18 protein-coding genes and 2 pseudogenes are annotated in these 20,601 nt (G+C 52.5%); 13 read left to right on the top strand and 7 right to left on the bottom strand.

The window, feature by feature from the left end:
* Nucleotides 1–128: 128 nt before the first annotated feature.
* On the top strand, nt 129–1,214 hold the full coding sequence (serC, locus tag B1748_RS33995; protein ID WP_087572413.1) for a 3-phosphoserine/phosphohydroxythreonine transaminase: 1,086 nt from the start codon (nt 129–131) through the stop codon (nt 1,212–1,214).
* A 77-nt stretch (nt 1,215–1,291) separates the two neighbouring features.
* Here the strand turns inward: serC and B1748_RS33990 are convergent, their stop codons facing one another.
* Nucleotides 1,292–2,011 carry a response regulator transcription factor gene (locus B1748_RS33990; RefSeq protein ID WP_087572412.1) on the bottom strand — a complete coding sequence of 240 codons (720 nt, stop codon included), beginning with the start codon at nt 2,009–2,011 and terminating at the stop codon, nt 1,292–1,294.
* Nucleotides 2,012–2,137: 126 nt separating this feature from the next.
* On the opposite strand from B1748_RS33990, the gene trmL reads away from it, so the two are divergent.
* From trmL to B1748_RS33975, 3 genes are all read left to right on the top strand, one after another.
* Nucleotides 2,138–2,605 carry a tRNA (uridine(34)/cytosine(34)/5-carboxymethylaminomethyluridine(34)-2'-O)-methyltransferase TrmL gene (gene trmL / locus B1748_RS33985; RefSeq protein WP_087572411.1) on the top strand — a complete coding sequence of 156 codons (468 nt, stop codon included), beginning with the start codon at nt 2,138–2,140 and terminating at the stop codon, nt 2,603–2,605.
* 145 nt (nt 2,606–2,750) lie between these two features.
* Nucleotides 2,751–2,999 carry an AbrB/MazE/SpoVT family DNA-binding domain-containing protein gene (locus tag B1748_RS33980; protein WP_179215969.1) on the top strand — a complete coding sequence of 83 codons (249 nt, stop codon included), beginning with the start codon at nt 2,751–2,753 and terminating at the stop codon, nt 2,997–2,999.
* A gap of 358 nt (nt 3,000–3,357) precedes the next feature.
* Entirely contained in the window at nt 3,358–4,554 is a 1,197-nt protein-coding gene (locus B1748_RS33975) for an aminotransferase-like domain-containing protein (RefSeq protein WP_087572410.1), read from the top strand.
* Here the strand turns inward: B1748_RS33975 and B1748_RS33970 are convergent.
* Nucleotides 4,538–5,263, bottom strand: a complete 726-nt coding sequence (locus B1748_RS33970) for a DUF2161 domain-containing phosphodiesterase (protein ID WP_087572430.1) — start codon at nt 5,261–5,263, stop codon at nt 4,538–4,540. The two genes, B1748_RS33975 and B1748_RS33970, sit on opposite strands and share 17 nt — an antisense overlap.
* Nucleotides 5,264–5,504: 241 nt before the next feature.
* Here B1748_RS33970 and B1748_RS33965 point away from each other — a divergent pair, with 241 nt between their 5' ends.
* The 4 genes and pseudogenes from B1748_RS33965 to B1748_RS33955 all read left to right on the top strand — a co-directional run bounded on the left by B1748_RS33965 (nt 5,505) and on the right by B1748_RS33955 (nt 9,182).
* A complete protein-coding gene (locus B1748_RS33965) occupies nt 5,505–7,400 on the top strand; it encodes a PrkA family serine protein kinase (protein ID WP_087572409.1) in 1,896 nt (631 codons plus the stop codon).
* Between the two features lie 84 nt (nt 7,401–7,484).
* Nucleotides 7,485–8,021 (top strand): annotated as a pseudogene (locus B1748_RS38200) (protoglobin domain-containing protein); the annotation flags it as partial.
* 249 nt (nt 8,022–8,270) lie between these two features.
* Nucleotides 8,271–8,579 (top strand): annotated as a pseudogene (locus B1748_RS38195) (methyl-accepting chemotaxis protein); the annotation flags it as partial.
* 90 nt (nt 8,580–8,669) lie between these two features.
* Nucleotides 8,670–9,182 carry a YhcN/YlaJ family sporulation lipoprotein gene (locus tag B1748_RS33955; protein ID WP_087572407.1) on the top strand — a complete coding sequence of 171 codons (513 nt, stop codon included), beginning with the start codon at nt 8,670–8,672 and terminating at the stop codon, nt 9,180–9,182.
* A 73-nt stretch (nt 9,183–9,255) separates the two neighbouring features.
* On the opposite strand, the gene B1748_RS33950 is transcribed toward B1748_RS33955, so the two are convergent.
* Nucleotides 9,256–9,747, bottom strand: coding sequence for a WGxxGxxG-CTERM domain-containing protein (locus B1748_RS33950; protein ID WP_087572406.1), 492 nt, complete (start codon nt 9,745–9,747; stop codon nt 9,256–9,258).
* Between the two features lie 253 nt (nt 9,748–10,000).
* On the opposite strand from B1748_RS33950, the gene B1748_RS33945 reads away from it, so the two are divergent.
* Nucleotides 10,001–10,396 (top strand): hypothetical protein, encoded by a 396-nt coding sequence (locus B1748_RS33945; protein WP_143810447.1) that lies wholly within the window; start codon nt 10,001–10,003, stop codon nt 10,394–10,396.
* A gap of 68 nt (nt 10,397–10,464) precedes the next feature.
* Here B1748_RS33945 and B1748_RS33940 read toward each other — a convergent pair whose 3' ends face one another.
* Both B1748_RS33940 and B1748_RS33935 read right to left on the bottom strand, forming a co-directional pair.
* Nucleotides 10,465–11,928, bottom strand: coding sequence for a SpoVR family protein (locus tag B1748_RS33940; RefSeq protein WP_087572404.1), 1,464 nt, complete (start codon nt 11,926–11,928; stop codon nt 10,465–10,467).
* Nucleotides 11,929–12,002: 74 nt separating this feature from the next.
* A complete protein-coding gene (locus B1748_RS33935) occupies nt 12,003–13,466 on the bottom strand; it encodes an MFS transporter (protein ID WP_087572403.1) in 1,464 nt (487 codons plus the stop codon).
* A gap of 205 nt (nt 13,467–13,671) precedes the next feature.
* Here B1748_RS33935 and fabI point away from each other — a divergent pair, with 205 nt between their 5' ends.
* From fabI to B1748_RS33915, 4 genes are all read left to right on the top strand, one after another.
* A complete protein-coding gene (gene fabI, locus B1748_RS33930) occupies nt 13,672–14,433 on the top strand; it encodes an enoyl-ACP reductase FabI (protein WP_179215973.1) in 762 nt (253 codons plus the stop codon).
* A 201-nt stretch (nt 14,434–14,634) separates the two neighbouring features.
* On the top strand, nt 14,635–16,149 hold the full coding sequence (gene arfA / locus B1748_RS33925; RefSeq protein WP_087572401.1) for an arabinosylfuranosidase ArfA: 1,515 nt from the start codon (nt 14,635–14,637) through the stop codon (nt 16,147–16,149).
* Between the two features lie 102 nt (nt 16,150–16,251).
* Nucleotides 16,252–17,160, top strand: coding sequence for an ArsR/SmtB family transcription factor (locus B1748_RS33920; RefSeq protein ID WP_087572400.1), 909 nt, complete (start codon nt 16,252–16,254; stop codon nt 17,158–17,160).
* Nucleotides 17,161–17,433: 273 nt separating this feature from the next.
* Entirely contained in the window at nt 17,434–18,504 is a 1,071-nt protein-coding gene (locus B1748_RS33915) for an S-layer homology domain-containing protein (protein WP_179215968.1), read from the top strand.
* A gap of 49 nt (nt 18,505–18,553) precedes the next feature.
* Here the strand turns inward: B1748_RS33915 and glsA are convergent, their stop codons facing one another.
* Both glsA and B1748_RS33905 read right to left on the bottom strand, forming a co-directional pair.
* Nucleotides 18,554–19,516 carry a glutaminase A gene (gene glsA / locus B1748_RS33910; RefSeq protein ID WP_087572398.1) on the bottom strand — a complete coding sequence of 321 codons (963 nt, stop codon included), beginning with the start codon at nt 19,514–19,516 and terminating at the stop codon, nt 18,554–18,556.
* Nucleotides 19,517–19,559: 43 nt separating this feature from the next.
* Nucleotides 19,560–20,342, bottom strand: a complete 783-nt coding sequence (locus tag B1748_RS33905) for an endonuclease/exonuclease/phosphatase family protein (protein WP_087572397.1) — start codon at nt 20,340–20,342, stop codon at nt 19,560–19,562.
* Between the last annotated feature and the right edge of the window lie 259 nt (nt 20,343–20,601).

Raw genomic sequence — 20,601 nt, 5'->3', positions numbered from 1 at the left:
ATAATGTTTGACGTTTTTAATGTTTTTGTTCGACTTTGGGGTTCGTTCATGACATTTTTACTTGAAGGAGCGGTTCAAACTTGCTATTATAGCCATATCGTGTACAAAGCTGAAGGGTGGAGAGAAAGATGGCAAGAGCATTTAACTTTAATGCAGGGCCGGCGGCAATTCCGCTGGAGGTGCTGCAGCAAGCTGCAGAGCAATTCGTTGACTACCAAGGCGCGGGAATGTCGATTATGGAGATGTCCCACCGGAGCGCGCTGTTCGAGGGTGTCAACAACGAAGCGCAGGCACTGTTGAAGGAATTGATCGGCATTCCGGACAATTACCAGGTGCTCTTCCTGCAAGGCGGCGCAAGCACGCAATTCGCGATGCTGCCGATGAACTTGTTGAAGGCGGGGCGTCCTGCCGCATATGTAAAGACGGGCGCATGGGCGGACAAGGCCATGAAGGAAGCGCAGCTTATTGGCGAGACGGTCGTCGCGGCTTCGACGGAAGCCGACAAATACATGAGAATGCCAAGCTTGTCGGAAATTGTCGTTCCTAGTGATGCTTCCTATTTGCACTTGACCTCGAACGAAACGATCGGCGGCGTGCAATTCCATGAATTTCCCGATACGGGCGATATCCCGCTGATTGCGGATATGTCGAGCGACATCCTGAGCAGGCCGATTGATGTCAGCAAATTCGGCGTCATCTATGCAGGCGCTCAAAAGAATCTGGGACCATCGGGCGTAACAGTTGTCATCATTCGCGACGATCTCGTTGAACAAAGTCCAAAGGATATTCCTGCCATGTTCAGATACAATACGCATGCCAAGGCAAGCTCGCTCTACAATACGCCGCCATCCTTCTCAGTTTATATGGTAGGTCTTGTGCTGAATTGGATTAAAGGCATGGGCGGGGTTGGCCAACTGGAGCAATACAACCGCGACAAAACAAAGCTGATCTACGACGCGATCGACCAAAGCGGCGGTTTCTATCGCGGCGCGGCTCAGACGGGAAGCCGTTCGTTCATGAACATTACGTTCCGTTTGGGCAGCGAGGAGCTGGAGAAGCTGTTCGTTAAGCAATCGGAAGCGGAAGGTTTCGTTGGACTTAAGGGGCATCGCGATGTTGGCGGTCTGCGTGCTTCGACTTATAATGCCGTACCGTTGGAAAGCTGCCAGGCGCTGGCTCAGTTCATGGCCGACTTCCAGAAGCGCAACGGCTAAAAACAATAAGAAACGCCCTCCCTCGAATGTTCGAGGAGAGGGCGCTTCCTTGTCTCGGCGCGTATGCGGCACATTGTTCAGGCCAGCGAAGAGGTTTCGGTCATGGCAGGGCCGTTGAGCTTGTAGCCGACGTTGCGGACGGTCGTAATATATTCCGGCGTCCTTGCGTTTTTCTCGATTTTGTCCCGCAGATGGCTGATATGGACGTCTACGATACGAGTATCGCCGAGGAAATGGTAATCCCATACGCCGTGCAGAAGCTGTTGGCGACTGAGCACTTTCCCCTTGTGCTTGCAGAGGAACAGCAGCAGCTCGAATTCCTTGGGCGTCAGCTCGATCGGCTTGCCGTCCAGCATCACTTCGCGTTGATCGGCAAGGACATTAAGTCTGCCGATGGAATAGATAGTCTCTTCCGTTGCTCCAGGCAGCGTCTGCAAACGGCGGAACAAGGCTCCGATCCGGGAGATAAGCTCCTGAGGGCTAAATGGCTTGGTCATATAATCATCGGCTCCGTTGTCGAGGCCTGCGATTTTGTCAGTGACGTCCTGCAGTGCGGTTAACATTATGATCGGTACGGCGTTATTTTGCTTGCGAAGCTCTCTGCATACCTGAATGCCGTCCATCTTGGGCAGCATAAGATCCAATACGATCAGATCAGGGCGGAAAGGCTTGAGCAAATCGAATACCGCCTCTCCGTCGCCGACGCATCTGACGTCATAGCCGGCAAGTTTTAAGTTGAACTCGATCAACATGGAGATAGATGGTTCGTCATCTACGACCAATACTTTTTTTCGCATCAATTTGTCTCCTTTGCCACCAATTATAGTACCATTATGGGAGACGACATTTCGCTTAAGATTAACGGTACGTTAAGCGAATGTTAAATTAACCAGATTAGTATGAAGACGGGAGCAACAATTCATATGGCATTTCACATTGTGTTGGTTGAACCGGAAATTCCCGCGAATACGGGCAATATATCACGGACCTGCGCGGCGACGGGCACGATCCTCCATCTGGTCAGGCCGCTGGGCTTCGATACGGACGACAGAACGCTAAAGCGCGCTGGGCTTGATTACTGGCATTCCGTACAAATTATGTACCATGATTCCTTCCAGGAGGTTAGAGAGCTGTATCCCGAAGGACGTTTCTATTTCGCGAGCACGCGTGCCACCCGATTTTATACGGACTTCGAATACCGGGATGGCGACTTCTTTGTGTTCGGCAAGGAAACGAAAGGTCTGCCTCAATCATTGATCGACGAAAACCTGGAAACTTGCATGAAGATGCCGATGAGGACCGATCATGTGAGATCCCTAAATTTGTCAAATTCAGTTGCAATTGTCATATATGAAGCTTTGCGACAAAACAATTTCATTGGTTTGGATTAATTTTTCGAAAATTCCAACTTAATTTGAGGGGAAGGAAATTTGTTTCTGTCGTCGAATCTGTACAAATAGCGAACGTATTAATTAATTGTGGTGGTCCGCAAAAGTTTCGCAAAACTATAAATTCAGGCATAAAGAGGTGAAACTGATGAAACCAGCAGGAGTGGTAAGGAAAGTAGATCAGCTTGGACGCATCGTTCTTCCGAAGTCGTTGCGCAAGCGGTATCTTATGAACGAAGGCGATCCGGTGGAAATATTCGTTCAAGGAGATCACATCATTCTGGAGCGGTACCGCCCAAAATGCGTGTTCTGCGGTTCCATGAACGAAGTTCAAGAGTTTAAGGAAAGATACGTTTGCGGAGGATGCATGGGAGAGATGGGCTTTCTCAAGCGATAGCCGCTAACGGCAAGTTTGTCGGCCGATGCCCGCAAACGAAATGAAGCTTCTGCGCCAAGCTGATCTTGGTTCAGAAGCTTCATTCGTACTTGCGGAAAAAAAGCGCATTATAGCCCGCTGGTTTTGTCGTCGTTGTATGAGCTCGTCAAGATTGCGGCTATAAACAACACGAACACGGTGATAACGATCCAAAAGTTCAATCCAAGCATTCCATCGACACCTCCAGTTAACTATAGATATTATAACCAAGTGTGGAGAAAAAGAAAACTTTAAAAGTTGTGAACACATTGTTAACATAGAGGATATGAGTAATGTAATGTAGAAAATTATCGAAAGATGCAGGAGAGGGGCATAATCGATGGATTACCGATTTTCGACAAATGTAGCGAACTTAAAATCATCTGCCGTTCGCGACATTCTGAAGCTGACTCAAGGGAAAGATATGATTTCATTCGCGGGCGGGCTTCCGGCAGAAGAGTTGTTCCCCGTACAAGCCGTTCGAGAAGCTGCTGATCGCGTATTTACGGCAGGAACGGGGGCGCTTCAGTACGGACTAACGGAAGGTTTTCTTCCGCTGCGCGAGCAGCTGTGCGGCCGTATGGCAGCCAAAGGCATGGCGGCTACGCCTGATGAAATGATTTTGACGACGGGATCCCAGCAGGCCATCGATTTGTTGATCGGCGTACTGACGGAACCGGGAGATATCGTTTTAGTAGAGAAACCGACCTATCTCGCCAGCCTGCAGGTGTTCGCTCTGCACGGTCTCCAGGTTGTCGCCGCCGATTCCGACGAGGAAGGGATCATCCCCGAGGCGGCTGAAGCATTGATCAAGCAGTACGGACCCAAGCTGCTGTATGCTGTTCCTACATTCAGCAATCCTACAGGCAAAGTTTGGAGCGAGGAGCGCCGCAAGCGTATGGTTGCGTTATGCAAGCAATACGGCCTTCTCGTTATTGAAGACGACCCTTATGGCGACATCAAGTTCAAGTCCGAGGAGAATTATCCTTCGTTGTTCTCCATCGCAGGTCCGGCAGAGAACAATCCCGTCATCTATACGAGCACCTTCTCCAAGACGGTAGCACCGGCGCTTCGGACGGGCTGGGCAATCGGCGACAGCCGGGTTATCAGGATGATGGCCAAAGCGAAACAAGCGGCAGATCTGCATTCCAGCACGATGGATCAGCAAATCCTAAGTCAACTGCTGAGAAGCTTTGATCTCGACGCGCACATCGCGCTGATCTCTAGGGAATACGGCGATCGCATGCTGGAAATGCACTCGCTGTTGGAGCAGAGCGGATTGTCTGATCTGACATGGGTAAAACCGAAGGGCGGCATGTTCCTGTGGGTAGATCTGCCGGAGGGAATGGATGCCGAGGCTTTGCTGCGATGCGCGGTAGGGAAAGGCGTGGCGTTTGTGCCGGGCATCTCCTTCTATGCCGGCGAGCCGAAGCGCAATACGGCGCGGCTGAATTTCACGCATAACAAGGGAGCCCGGACGGTTCAAGGGGTAGAACGCCTGGTCGAGGCGATCGGGGAATTCACGGTTCGAAGCTAGTCTCGGCGATCCAGCGCGACAGCACGTCGCCATAATGCGTCAGCGCTTCCGCTCCTTGCGGCTGCAAGGCGTATACGCCGCGATCGATCTTGCGGAACCAGCCGTAATGATTCTCGCGCATGAGCTGGCCGCTGCGGCTGAAGCCGGTCGCGGCGGCTACGGCCTTCGGCGCCGACGGACCTCGCGCTTGCAGTACGTATGCGCAGCGAAGAGCTTTCTCGCGGTAGGCCGTCACAAGCTTGCGGCCCGTGGAACCGCCAACGTTGTAGTCGCCGCTGCGTTCCCTGAATTCAGTGAGCAGCCGATCACGCTTGCGATGCCTTGCGCCTCGAACAGGAGGATCGCCAGGCTCGCATAACATTTCAATGACGGGAGCTTTTGTCTTATAGAAAGTGACGGTCATCAGACCGAGACCAAGCATCCGGCACAGCTCCGTCAAGTCGCCGAATCGTTGATTGACGGCGCCGCTTTTTTTGCGATTGCGTTCTACGGCCAGCACGACGTCGGCGTGGAGCCGAAGACGTTCAACCCCTTGCAGAAGCAAGGCGAGGTTGAACGTCTTTTTCATTTCGACGATGACTGTGTCGTCGCGCTCGGGATGAATCGCGACCAGGTCGCAATGCATCACCTCGCTTTTTACCGTATAACCTCTCGCTTCGTAATAACGTTTAATAGGAGGGTACAATTCCTCTTCCTTTATAACTGCCATTATTACCCAACTCCTTCCGGCAGGCTCCGGCATCTGCGTATCTCCTTATTATAACAGGGGCTTGCGGCAACTTGTCGATTATTTGCGGAGCAGCGAACAAAATAATGGTCAATTTCCAGGTGAAATAAGCATAGGTATTTAATACTTCACAAAAAAATGGACTACAAGGCGGCTGGCGCGGAAATGTTTCCCGAGCGGAGAAGGAATAGCGGAGATTGGAAGCGATGGGAGGAGACACGGCATGGACATTTTCAAACGAATATCCGAATACCAGGCGGAGAGCGAGAGGTTGGCATGGACTGGGAGCTTCAAAGAATACGTTGAACTTCTCAGGCAGGATCCCTCCCCGGCAATGACCGCGCATTCGCGCGTGTATGAAATGATCGAATCGTACGGGGTCGAGGAAGCTGGAGGGCGCAAGACTTATAAATTTTTTGAACAGGAAATATTCGGTCTGGACCGAGCGGTAGAGAAGCTGGTGGAGGAGTACTTCCATTCTGCCGCAAGGAGGCTGGATGTACGCAAGCGGATTCTTCTCTTGATGGGACCGGTCAGCGGCGGCAAGTCGACGATCGTGACCATGCTTAAAAAAGGTCTGGAACGTTACTCGAGAACGCAGCGTGGCGCCGTCTATGCGATTAAAGGATGTCCGATGCACGAGGATCCGCTTCATCTCATTCCCCATGAGCTGAGGCAGGAGATCGAAAAGGAGCTTGGCGTAAGGATCGAAGGCAATCTATGCCCGTCCTGCCAAATGAGGCTCCAGACGGAATACAGCGGACATATCGAAACCGTTATGGTGGAACGCGTCTTTATATCGGAAGACAACCGGGTCGGTATAGGTACATTTAGCCCATCGGATCCCAAATCGCAGGATATCGCGGACCTTACGGGCAGCATCGACTTCTCCACCATAACGGAGTACGGGTCGGAATCCGATCCGCGAGCCTACCGTTTCGACGGCGAGCTTAACAAAGCGAACCGGGGCCTGATGGAGTTCCAGGAGATGCTGAAATGCGATGAGAAGTTTCTGTGGAACCTGCTCTCCCTAACCCAGGAAGGCAACTTCAAAGCCGGCCGCTTCGCGCTCATCAGCGCCGACGAGCTTATCATCGCTCATACGAACGAATCGGAGTACAAGGCGTTTATCAGCAATAAGAAAAACGAAGCGCTGCAATCCCGGATGATCGTCATGCCGATTCCTTACAATCTCAAGGTGTCGGAGGAAGAAAAGATTTACGACAAGCTGATCTCGCAGAGCGACATGAGACATATCCATATCGCGCCCCACGCTCTGAAATCGGCCGCGATCTTCTCCATTATGACGCGGCTGAAGGAAACGAAGAAGCAGGGAATGGATATCGTCAAAAAGATGCGGATGTACGACGGCCAGGAGGTCGAGGGTTTTAAGGAAGCGGATTTGAAGGAAATGCAAAACGAGTATGCCGAAGAAGGCATGTCGGGCATCGATCCCCGCTATGTCATCAACCGGATATCGAGTGCCTTGATCAAGCAGGATATGCAGTGCATTAACGCGCTCGACGTGCTGCGCGCCTTAAAGGAAGGACTGGATCAGCATCCATCCATAACGAAGGAAGAACGCGAGCGTTACTTAAACTTTATCTCCATCGCGCGCAAGGAATACGACGGTCTCGCCAAGAAGGAGATTCAGAAGGCGTTTGTCTATTCGTTCGAGGAATCCGCCCGCACCTTGTTCGAGAATTATCTCGACAATATCGAAGCATATTGCAATTGGGCGAAGATCAAGGATCCCCTTACGGGAGAGGAGCTTGATCCCGACGAACGTCTCATGCGTTCCATCGAGGAGCAAATCGGCGTATCGGAGAACGCGAAGAAGGCGTTCCGCGAGGAAATTCTTATTCGTATTTCATCCTATTCCCGAAAGGGAAGGAAGTTTGACTTTACAAGTCACGAACGTCTCCGCGAAGCGGTGGAGAAGAAGCTGTTTACCGATCTGAAGGATATTGTAAAGATTACGACATCGACGAAAACGCCGGATGAAAGCCAGCTTAAGCGCATTAACGAGGTATCGAAGCGGCTTATCGACGAACATTCCTATTGCCCGGTCTGCGCGAATGAGCTCTTGCGCTATGTGGGAAGCCTGTTGAATCGATAAGTAGTCCTCTCCGATTTAATATTCCTATACGCAGCCTTTACCTTCTCCATAAGCGAGGGTAGAGGCTGTCCGTCGTCAAGAAAGTTGAACTTAATCTTCAAATATTCTCTACAGAAGTTTGCCGGATGCCGATATAATAGGAGTGATCGCACTACATTAGAGGAGCCGTGTATATTGATACAAGTAAATGCTGTACGTCGCAAACAATTGGATTTTACCGGAATTACGGAGTTGGATCTGCAATTGTTGAAGGGTTGTCGGCCAATCTTCGAGGAAGTCGTCAAGCAAGTCGTCGACCGCTTCTACGACAGGATTGGGAAAGAGCCGGAACTGGTTGCCATAATCGAAAGGGTCAGCACTGTAGATAGATTAAAAGAAACGCAGCGCGTTTATTGGCTGTCGCTTGCCGACGGCGGGATTGACGACGCTTACATTGAAAATCGGATCCGGATCGGAGCCGTGCACTCGCGAATTGGACTTACGACGGACTGGTATTTGGGTACTTACATGATATATCTGGATATCGCGACCGATGTGTTGAGACAAGCTTTGCCGGATCGGTGGCAGCAGGTCGTGTTCGCACTGACCAAGATGTTCAATCTGGATTCGCAATTCGTACTCGAAGCCTACAATATGCACGAGCAGGTCAAAATCCAGGATCTTGCAGACGACCGTGCCTCCATGCTAACGACAGTTACGGGAGCCGTGCAGGAGCTGGCATCATTGATAACAGAGCTCGACGAAGGCGCAAATCAAATTGCGACGACCGCGATATCGACTTCGCAATCTCAAGATAAATCGCATATTTTGCTTGAGGAACTGCGCGGCGAGCTTGACGGCATTAGCGAGATGGGGATTCTTATCCGCGGCTTGTCGGATCAGACACATCTGCTTGGTCTAAATGCGGCGATCGAAGCGGCGCGGGCCGGCGAGCACGGACGCGGATTCGAAGTCGTTGCGAACGAGGTTCGCAAGCTGGCCGCTTCATCCCGTAACGCTATGGAGGGGATTGGGCAGAAGCTGGAGGAAATCGACAAGAAGCTGAAAGAGGTCCGGCGGGAGTCGGAGCAGACCTCGGAGCAAGCGCGCAATCAGGCGGCGTTGTCGGAGGAGCTTGCTTCCTTCGTTCATATGGTTGATAAAGTTACGCAGGATTTAAAAAGCCTTAGGGCGGATTAGAAACAGCCGTTTTGGATGTAAGGAAAGTCATGTATAATTTCCATCCCTCTCTGCGAATGTTAAGAGCATACGACGGAGGTGGATGAATCCATGATGCCTTGGAGAAACGGGATGTACGTCTTGCTCCTATCCGGTATTCTCGCGCTGCAAAGCGGCTGCGGCGATACGGCGCCGGAGCGGAGAGACGGCTATGAAGCCAGGAGCCCGGAAGCAACGAAAGGAATAGGTCCGCTTGGCTTACGATCGCAGAACGGTACGGCAAGGGTTGGGAGCGAACAATTGACGCGGATCGCCGAGCAGGTGCCGGGTGTCGAGGGAGCAATCGTCGCGTTACATGGCGACACGGTTGTGGTCGGCTTATCGGTGGACGATTCCGGCAAGCGCCGTATCGTCGAAAAGCAGGTGATGTCCCAGCTGTTGTGGCAATATCCGGAATACGATTATTATGTAACCTCGGATGATTCGCTGGTGGAACGGGTGCGAAGCGCGAATCGGAACGGCGGCCAATACGGGATGCAGTCGATCGCAATGAACGACGAAATTTCCGCGATCGCCGACGAAATCGCCCGCACGACGATTAAGCCGCAGCACATCAAGCGGTAACAAGCACGCATTATGAAGGAAGAAAGCCTCTATAACCGCGGCTGCGCGGTTATGGAGGCTTTCGTTTCATTAATTACGCCCGATCGCGTTCCCGATCACGGCTTCTCATGCCGGCAAGGCCAAACAAGCCCAGCAGACCTAGCCAGCCCCAGCTCCAGCCGCGATTATTGTTTGTCGTCGTCGCGGTAGCGCGGTAACCATTGTTTGTCGTGTTCATGGCGCGGTAACGATTGTTGACCGTTCCGTTGTCATTTCGTGTATCATAGGTGCGGACCCCGTTCTCGACCCGATTGGTTGCGCGATTCATGCCGTTCCCCACGCTGTTAGCGGCGCGTTCGACGTCGTATTCAACCCGGTTGGTCGCGCGCTGCATGCCTGTCTTCATGTTGTTGTAGCCTTCCCGCATTTCTTCCCCGATCGTTTCTGTGCCATTGTAGCGAGTGGCGTTCATATTGGCGTTACCGCTTGGCTCGATACCCTCGTAACGATTGGCATCCGCGGTCGGCGCCGTGAAAGCCAATGTGAAACATGTCAATAATGCTGCGAACAGGCCTGCTTTCTTCATGAACGTAAACATCCTTTCTAAATGGGAGTATTGGTTCATGAGTAGCTTGGGCGAAAGTCGCTGCCGCTATCCCGCGATTGGAGCACTTCTGCCATGGGAAGTATTTGCGGCCGGACCTTGCTTATCCATGGCATAATGCGGCGATTCGGACAATGTTCACTCGTTGTTCATAGCTATAGCCCGTAGGAGGCATGCGAAGCGGCCGGCGGGGATGGTAAGATAGGAGCAGAACTTTAATTTGGAAAGCTGGTGCATGATGACATCGAATCCCATCTCTAGAATTACTCCTGTACTGCTGGCTCTCGTGCTGTTTGCGGCGCTGACCGCATGTTCTTCGGGAGGCTCGGCATCTTCCGTCGATCCCGCCTCGGTGGACGTTGCGGTCACGACGGATCCGGCGCCTGCCAAAGGGAACGAAGCTGTAAAGCTGGCCGGACAATTCACGGGCATCGAGCTGGACAAGTCGGCGACCGTTTCCTTCGAGATCCGCGTCGGCGATGAAACCGAAATCGTAGATGCCGAGTTTGCCGGAGACAACACTTTTAAGACAGACTACACATTTACCCGTACGGGTATTAACGAAGTGTTCGTCCACCTATATACCGGCGATCTTCACGTTACGAAAAAAAAGCCGGTCGAGGTTCAATAGACGACAAAGCAAATAAAAGGAGCTGCCTCAAAGGTCGATTGTAGACCCGCGAGACTGCTCCTTTCGCATTAAACGAATTTTCGGCTCGTTTTTTTTCCGTCGCAACTAAACACGATTTTTTTATCCTCCACAAACGTCTCCAAGTGAACGTTTTTGCCCCACAGCTGCACGACGTAGGGAAGCGTGCGCTCCACGTATTTGAGATCCAGCTCCGTCCCCTCGTACTGATGAGTGAGGTACAATTCTCCGACGCGGTTGAAGTCGCCGTCTTTCACCATAAGGGAGGGGAAACCGCCGTTCACCTTGGAGTAAACGAGCTGTTCGCGGATGTTTTCCCAGGATTTATCCGTAATTTTCCACTCCGGCCCCTTCTTTTCAAAAATATACAGGTCCAGCTCATCGACCAGTTCCTTGGTCAAGTAATTGCGCAGAAAGGAGATGTCGGAGTCGAGCTCGCGCACCTCGAACATCTTCTCCCTTCCCCTGCCGGGCACGCGGCCGAACCGCTCTTGTTCCTCTTTCGTTGGATTATCCCAACGGCGCTCGATGTCCTCGAATATTTTCAGGCCGAGATAATACGGATTCAGGCTATGGCGGGACGGCACGACGACGGAAGAATTAAGCTTGGCGAATTCGATCGTCTCCTCGCTTGTCAGATCCATCTCGCGGATGATGCGTTGATGCCAGTAGGAAGCCCAGCCTTCATTCATGATCTTTGTCTCGAGCTGGGGCCAGAAGTACAGCATCTCGTCCCTCAGCATGGTCAGAATATCGCGCTGCCAATCCTCCAGAACGGTCGAATATTCTTCGATGAACCAGACGATGTCCTTCTCCGGCCGCGGAGGGAACCGCTTTGCCTCCAGGGCTCTCGCTTCAGCCTGCGCCGCTGCAGCCGCCACTGCTTCCGTATCGAGGTCCCACAGATCGTCGAAGGATCCCCCGCTTGCGGAAGCGGAAGCTTTGGCAGGGGGGGATTCCAACTCCTTGCTGCTCATCTCGATGTACCTTTTTTTGTCCAGTTGGTAGGGCTTGATAAGGGTTGGGTCGACATGCTCTTGAATCGCGAGGATCGCGTCGATGAATTTCTCCACCGCTTCCGAGCCGTATTGCATCTCGTATTGATGGATTCGATCGGCCGTAGCGGACATGCTTTCGACCATGTTGCGGTTGGAGACTCCGAATCTGGCGTTGTTCTTGAAGAAATCGCAGTGCGCCAGCACGTGGGCGACGATCAGCTTGTTCTGGATGAGAGAGTTGCCGTCCAACAGGAAGGCGTAGCAAGGATTGGAGTTAATGACGAGCTCGTATATTTTGCTAAGACCAAAATCGTATTGCATCTTCATCTTGTTAAATGTTTTGCCGAAGCTCCAGTGGCTAAAGCGGGTTGGCATGCCGTACGCTCCGAACGTATAGATGATGTCGGCCGGACAAATCTCGTACCTCATCTGATAAAAATCGAGACCGAAACCTTGGGCGATCTCCGTTATTTCATCGATGGCTCGTTCGAGCTCGCGAATCTCCTCTTGTTTCATGAAATATCCCTCCGGATTCCGAAATACGGTTCATACCATACTTATGTGGACGGGGGAGAAGTTATGAAGCGATTCTAGGAACCGAGCGCCTGCTCGCTCCGTTTGCCAACGGCTGATACAACGGCTACCGCCAATAAAATAAATCCGGTCAGCAAAAACCCTTGCTGTATGCCCAGGGACAACCATCCTAGCGTAGAGGAGCCCGCCACGACGCCGAGCGAGAAAAAGGCGTAGAAGTAGCCGTAGGCTCTTCCTCTTCGTCCGGACGGCGTCGAGCGGATCAGCATCGTGTTAATGGACGGGAACAAGAAACCGAAACCAATGCCGTACAATGCCATAACGCCATACAGGGCAAGCGAAGAAGAGGATGGCCCGATGAGCAGTTGGCTGACGCCCATCAGTCCCACTCCGACAGCCATCGTAATGGCAGGAGAGACCCGGTCGAAGATTCGATTGGTTGGCAGGACAAACACGAGTACGGCAACGATGCCGAACACGCTCATCAGCGTTCCGCTTAACCTTGAGTCGTACCCCAGCGATTGGACATGGAGCGGCAGCAGGTAGGCGATTACGCCTTGAGAAAACATGAGGAAGAAGGCGCCAGCATAAGCCTTCGCGATGCCTGCGTTAATAAACGGTCTTGCTTGCCGCGTTAGAGCGCCATCGCTTTGTTTGTTCGGCGCCGCCTTTAAATGGTTGAGGAACAGCGCGGATAGCACGGCAAGCAGCAGGCCAAGCGCCGCGACGCAAGCAAACACGAACGGCACGGACGTCTTGCTTGCCGTAATCCCGCTGAAAGCGGGGCCGACAATGGCCGCCAAGCCGACGAAGGTGCCGGTAATAGCGACCTTCTTGCCTTGTTCGTTGCCAGCCGTCGTATTGGCGGAAAAGGTAAAGGCGGCAGGGACGATCAAACCGGCGACGAAGCCGTGTATAATGCGGACGGCGATGAGCAGAGCAGGACTGTCGACGATATGGTAGAGCAGCAGCGCCCCGCTGGACAAGAGCAAGCCGACCATGAGCATTCGGAAGGGGCCGAGCTTGTCCGTCAAAAAGCCGGACAGAATGTTGCCGATCGTATTGGACAAGGAATACAAGCCGATGACGAAGCCGGCCACGAAGGCGCTGGCTCCTACCGAAGTGGCGAACGTACTCATGACGGGCAACTGCGCAAACAAGTCGAAGAACGAGAAGAACACGATGCTGTATACGAGCAGCGTAACGTTGATCGATCCCACGGCATATTTCGACTGAGCTTTTTTGAGCTGCCAGTCCAATACAAAGTTGCCGAGCGGAACGAAGGCGGCGGCGAATGCGGCAAGCGGCCATAACAAGCTCCATCTCACTTTCAGGGCGGCATACAAAATAGAGAGTCCGTACAAGACGAATATGCCGCCATGCACGCTACCCATGATGGTCACGGCTTCGTCATGTCCCCATACATATTTTAATGGCATGGCAACGGCAAGCAGCAAGAGCAGCGATATCCCGTCGAGCAGGCCCGTCGTGCGCAGAATGGTAATCGGATGGATCTTCATGAGCAATCTCCTCAGCTGTTAATAATGAATGGATGCACCTATTCTATCACCTTCCTCCTCCGGTTTGTTGACAAAGTGCGGATTGACACCAAACGTTAAAGATTGATAAGATAAGTTCAATATTTATAAATTGGTATCTGGTACTAAATCCAGGTACTAATTTCAAGCATATAACTTATCCGAGGTGATCGCATTGAGCAATTGGATGACGGGCAAAAATATAGTCGTTATGGGCGTAGCGAACGAAAGAAGCATCGCATGGGGCATCGCCAGATCGCTTTATAAAGCAGGAGCGAGCCTCATCTTTACCTACCGGAAGGAACGTTCCTTTCAGAAGCTGTCCCAGCTGCTGGAGGAGGAGGGCATTGAGCCGCTTATGACCGTAAGCTGCGATATTTCGGAGGACGCCAGCATACAGGCTGCCTTCGACGCAATAGGGGCGCGCGTTGGGATCATCCACGGAGTCGCGCATTCTATTGCTTTCGCGGACAAAGATGAGTTAAAGGGGGAATATGCCAATACGTCTCGCGAAGGTTTCCTTCTTGCCCAGGACGCCAGCGCTTATTCGCTCGTTGCCGTGGCCCGCGAAGCGAGGAAGTGGATGAGCGAAGGCGGCAGCATCGTGACTCAATCCTATATTGGAGCGGAACGGGTCGTGCGCAATTACAATGTCATGGGCGTGGCGAAGGCGTCGCTGGAAGCCAGCGTTCGCTACTTGGCAGAGGATCTGGGCCAATTCGGCATTCGTGTGAACGCGGTATCCGCGGGACCGATTCGAACGCTCGCAGCCAAGGGGGTATCGGGCTTCAACGATATTATGTCGACGATCCAGCAGAAGGCTCCGCTCAGACGGAATATCGATCAGGACGAGGTTGGCGATTCCACCCTGTTTTTGCTCAGTCCATTGTCCAGAGCGGTTACCGGCGAAGTTCTTCACGTCGATGCCGGCTATCATATCATCGGTTGAATCGGTTCTGCCGCTATGCCTATAACCATTGACCATAAGGTTGATGGTTTTTTTGCGAGGAGAATGTGCAATTATCTTTCATGTGAATTAATTAAAACATGAATTCAATATAGTTAAAATTAGGTGTTGAATTAATTCATGTGATGTTGTTTAATAGAGCTATCAACTCACATGAACTTGAACGAAGGAGAGGGAAAAGGTATGACTCAACGGGCGAAGATGATCGTGGACAAAGACTTTATAATCGGACAGGTAGACGATCGGATATACGGTTCGTTTATCGAACACTTGGGCAGAGCCGTATACGGGGGCATATATGAAGAGGGACATCCCGACGCGGACGAGCAGGGCTTCCGGAAGGACGTGCTTGAGCTGGTGAAGGGACTGCAGGTGCCAATCGTCCGTTATCCGGGAGGCAATTTCGTATCAGGCTACAATTGGGAAGACGGAGTCGGTCCCGTAGCGGATCGTCCTAGACGGCTGGAGCTGGCATGGAGGACGATCGAGCCGAACTGGATAGGCTTCAACGAGTTCATGGACTGGTGCCGCAAGGCGGGTACGGAAGCCATGATGGCGGTCAACCTCGGGACGCGCGGCATCGACGATGCCCGCAATCTGGTGGAATACTCCAACCATGCATCGGGTTCTTACTGGAGCGATCTGAGACGTTCGCACGGATATGAAACGCCGCATGCCGTAAAGACCTGGTGTCTGGGCAACGAGATGGACGGACCTTGGCAGATCGGCAGCAAGACGGTGGTAGAATACGGACGTCTCGCGAGCGAAGCGGGCAAGACGATGAGGCTTGTAGATCCAGGAATCGAGCTGGTCGCTTGCGGAAGCTCCAGCCGGACGATGTCGACGTTCCCGGAATGGGAAGCTACGGTACTGGATCTCACTTACGATACAGTCGATTATTTATCGATCCATCAATACTTCGGCAATCAGAAGGGCGACGCGAAAAACTTCCTGGCCCAGTCCGTCGGCATGGATCAGTTCATCCATACGGTCATTTCTACGGCCGACTACGTGCAAGCGAAGAAGCGGAGCAAGAAAAAGATTCATCTCTCCTTCGACGAATGGAATGTATGGTTCCATTCTCACGATCACGACAGAAAGCTGGACCCATGGTCGATCGCTCCGCCGCAGCTCGAGGATGTCTACACGCACGAAGACGCGCTTGTTGTCGGTTGTATGCTGATCAGCCTGTTAAAGCGCGCGGATCGCGTCAAGATGGCCTGCATGGCGCAGCTCGTCAACGTCATCGCGCCTATTATGACGCGTAATGGCGGTCCCGCATGGAAGCAGACGATCTATTATCCTTACATGCATGCAAGCGTGTTTGGGCGCGGTCAAGTGCTTGTGCCGCTCATTCAATCGCCGAAGTATGACAGCGCAGACTTCACGGATGTGCCGTACGTAGAATCCGTCGCCGTCTACAACGAAGAAAAGAGCGAAGTGACTGTGTTCGCCGTAAACCGTTCGCTTGAGGAAGCGATTCCGTTCGAAATCGATCTGAGAAGCTTCGGCGCGGCATCAATCGTAGAGCATATCGTCCTCGAGAACGACGATCTGCTTGCGACGAATACGGAGCATCGTCCTGACCAAGTGCGGCCCCATGCCGATGGACGGTCGACAATGGAAGCAAGCGGCAAGCTGGAGAGCATTTTGAACAAAGCGTCATGGAACGTTATTCGCCTGAAACTGCAATCCTAATTGAATGACGACTCTCACGGGGACGGAGAAGGAGCCGGGATGCTGCTTATCCGTCCTCTTTTGTTGTATGATAGTAGCATGCGGAAGGATGGGATTGGATAGATGATACAGGCGAATACGGATGCGAAGTGGCTGCCGTTATACGAAGCGCTGGCTTCCGAAGTGCGGCTTGCGATATTGAATTTGCTTTCGGCGGAGGCCATGAACGTCAAAGATATAGCCGCTGCGCTTGGCCTGAGCAGCGCCATTGTCACGATGCACATCCGGAAGCTCGAGGCTGCCGGATTATTGCATACGCGCATGGTGCGCAAGGATGGCGGCACCCACAAGATGTGCGAGCTGGCGGAGCAAAACATTCGAATCGAGCTCCCGCACAAGCGTGATCAAGCGATGAAATCGCATGAGACCATGATCCCGATCGGCCATTACACGGAATGCGACATTCATCCGACATGCGGCATCGCCACGAGAGAGAACTTTATCGGCCAATTCGACGATCCAAGATACTTCCTGGATCCCGAACGAATGAACGCGGGCATCTTATGGTTCGGACATGGCTTCGTGGAATACAAAATACCGAATTATTTGCTGACCTCCCAACAGCCGGAGGCACTTGAGATTATGCTCGAGATCGGCTCCGAGGCGCCGGGCGTCAATGAGCATTGGCCTTCCGATATTAGCTTCCAACTGAATGCATGCGAGCTTGGCACATGGACGAGCCCTGGCGACTATGGGAACAAACGAGGGAAGTTCTCGCCCAGCTGGTGGCCTGAATCCGTCAATCAATACGGACTGCTAAAGCTGATTCGGATACAGGAGGACGGGACGTACATCGACGGGCAGCGAATGTCGAACGTGACGCTGGGAGAGATCGCCCTGCATCGGAACCAATGGACGTTCCGTATCGGCGTTCAGCCGGATGCCGAGCATGTAGGCGGCGTTACTTTATTCGGAAGCGGCTTTGGCAATTACAATCAGGATATTATTTTCAAAGTGTTCTATTCGGAATAAACGACCTGTATTTCCCTGTAGTCCTACCTTGCGGATTCTGATATCCTTCTTTAGAGGTTGTTCAAAAAGTCCGCTTTTGATCACGAAGTATGCCAAGAAGCGTACTCGACATCGAATATGGAACGCAAGCGAAACTTCCGGTGCTCACGTAGCTTCCACTACGCTCCGCTCCTCAGTTTCTACTTTCATTCCATCTTCTCGGTGCTGAAAACCGAACTTTTTGAACTCGCAATTAAGGAATCAACAATCCTGCAGTTGAAGGAGGACTTCGTTATGAAAAAATCAATGAAGCAAGGCACAGTCGCTTTGGCGGCAGGGATGCTTATTGCTGCATCGATATTGCCTGCGGCTGCAAGCGCGGCTCCAGAGCATACCCTTGAAATGTATTTTCCCGTCGATATAGAGAACCATTGGGCTTACCGGGAGCTCGACAACTTCGTCGTGGCCGATCTTCTAAAAGGATATCGCACGGACGAAGGCGAGGTAGAGATCAGGCCGGAGCAGAGCATCACCCGAGCGGAATTCGTAACGCTGCTCGTACGCTCGCTGGGACTAAAGAGCGATAAAGCGCAGGCTGCTTTCCAGGATGTTCCGTCGGAGGAGTGGTACGCCGATTCTGTGCAAATCGCGAGCTCGCTGGGCATCGTAAACGGCATAACAACGACAGAATTTAAGCCGGATCAGCTCATTGAACGCGGCGAAATTGCGGCAATGGTCGTTCGCGCTTTCCCGGACGTGACGGAGACGGAGGATGGAGCGGAATCGGAGGCTGCGCCATTCGAGGACGTTCCCGCCGACGATTATTTCGCAGCCGATGCCATTGCATCAGCGAGCGGGGCAGGCATCGTAAACGGCATAACGGAGCTTGAGTTCAAGCCCTTTCAACATGCGAAGCGAGCGGAGGCCGTCGTCATGCTTCAGAGGGCATTAAATCAGCAGGACGGCGATCTGCCAAGCTTCGAGCAGCTCGAATCCGTTATTCTGACTGCGGACGAAGCGGAGCTTGCAGCCATTAATCAAGGTGAACTGGAGGGACTGTCGTCCTTGCTGGGGAAACAATATACGGCATTCCAGCTCACCTCGCTGGAGCAATATATTGAGGGCATGAAGGAGCTCGTCGGCGACGGCATTGCCATCAGCGTCGAGGAGACGGGGGAACGCAGCATCGAGCTGGTATCCGCCTCCGACCGTTATGCCATCGTGAAGTCGACGGGAGGCTCCTGGTTGTTCAAGTATGCATACGATGGACAGCAACAGGCGGAGACCGTATCAAGCGATGGCCATTATTACATGAAAAAAACCGAAGACGGCTCCTGGAAGGTATATGCCATCTTCGAACAATAATGTAAAAAACCTCTCATCCCGATTTGTTTGGGCGAGAGGTTTTTTTGTTCTAGAACAGGCTCCAGTCAAGGGACTGGGATAGGGTCTCCAGCAGGTGGACGCCCGCGATGCTGTTGCCCTTCGGATTTAACGATGGTCCGACGATGCCAATGCCATATCGACCCGGAACGAGGGTTAAAATGCCGCCGGCGACGCCGCTCTTGGCAGGCAGGCCCACCTCGATCGCGAATTGTCCGGAGGCGTTGTACATGCCGCAAGTCACCATGAAGGTTTTGGCGATCTGGACGTATCTGCGTGGGATCAGCACCTCGCCGGACAGGGGGTCCGTTCCGTCGTTCGCGAGCACTAACGCCATTCGGGACAGATCGCTGCAGGTTACGGCTATGGAGCAATGGCGGAAGTAAACGTCGAGGACGTCGTCGACCTTTCCCTTCAAGACGCCTTTATCTTTGAGGAAATAAGCCATGGAGCGATTTAGATCGGCACTAAGCGCCTCTGAGCGGTAGACGTCGAGATCGTAGGCAAGTTCCGGGTTGCCAGCTAACCGGCGGAAAAACCGCAGAACGCGATCGGACTTCTCTTCGGGACCGTCACCCCCGATCAGAGACGATATGGCAATCGCTCCAGCGTTAATAAGCGGATTAAAAGGAATGCTCGGCTGTACCAGCTCGAGCTTCAGCATGGAATTAAAGTTGTCGCCCGTCGGCTCCATCCCCACCTTGTCGAACACGATCTCCGGCCCCTGGTCGATCAAGGCAAGCAGCAGGGTGAAAACTTTGGATATGCTTTGCATCGTAAAGGACAGTCCGCAATCGCCAGCAGTTACGGAATTGCCGGAAAAGTCGATGACATGAATGCCAAGCGCATCCGCCGGAGCTTTGGACAGCTCCGGGATATAGGAGGCCACCTTGCCGGCCTGGCACATCGTTTTGCTTGTTTTCACCCAGCCCGGCAACAAAACGCGAAGTCGTTCGAGCTCCTCGCTTTGATGCGGTAAGTTCGTACTGCTCATAAAAATGGAGCCTCCTTGTTAATGGGGTGCATTCGCTAATGAATTACAATGAGAGCTTGGCGACGACAGGGTAATGGTCGGAAGGATATCGACCGTTTATGTTGCTTCTTATGATGCTGGTCTCCTCTACCGTCACATTAGGGCTTGTAAAAATATAATCGATCGGCTCGCCCGGGGTCCCCCCCTCGAATGCGTGGAAGGTCCGTCCTAAGGGTTCGGTAATGGCGCCATAAGCGTCGGTTAATTGTTCGGCCAACAAGCGGATAGCGGCATCATTGGGGTGACAATTCAAATCGCCGGTCAGGATGCAAGGGGCTTCGGAAGGTTGGATGATGTCAACGATCTTGTCCAGAATCAGCTGCGCGCTTCGGGCGCGGGCCATCTCGCCGATATGGTCGAAGTGGGTATTAAAGAGATAAAGCTGATGTCCGGAATGATGAACAGATTCCAGCCGAGCCCAGGTGCAGAATCGGGGATAATCGGCGTCCCAAGCTTTCCCGGAAGGCCGCTCGGGTGTCTCCGACAGCCAGAATTGTCCTTCTTCAAGCAAGGCGAGCTGGCGTTTGTCGTAATAGATCGCGCAGCATTCGTCCAGACTTTCGTCGCCGCTTCTGTAGCCTGCTCGGCCTTCGCCGATTCGGGTATATGCCGGCAGCAGGCCGTCTAGATCCTCGAGCATGTCGTATCTGCCTTCTTGGGTGCCGATGATCGCCGGGTTATACGACAAGATCGTATCGGCGACTTGCTGCTTGCGGTTAGGCCAAGCATTGTCCCCGTCGAAGGACACATTCACTCTCAGGTTGAAAGTCATCACAGTAAGCTTCATGAAGCACACCACCTTTATATAGTTGTTTTTATTATATCCGGTCCGATGCGACATCGAACAGATGGGGCAGCTGGAGAGTTAATTAATCTTTTTGAAAAAAAGTTTTGCAAAAGGCTTGACCAATCTATCGAGGTCATGGTATATTCTAATTCCGGCCGAGACAACTTGGTTGGAGCGAAAGAAAAGATTGTTCTTTGAAAACTGAACAACGAGCGAAACTGCCCGATACAATCGCAAGATTGAATCGAATAACAAACTT

This window comes from Paenibacillus sp. MY03, assembly GCF_002165585.1.
Classification (GTDB): domain Bacteria; phylum Bacillota; class Bacilli; order Paenibacillales; family Paenibacillaceae; genus Pristimantibacillus; species Pristimantibacillus agaridevorans.
The sequence above is the reverse complement of the archived record's forward strand: the minus strand, read 5'-3'. Positions and strand labels throughout refer to the sequence as shown.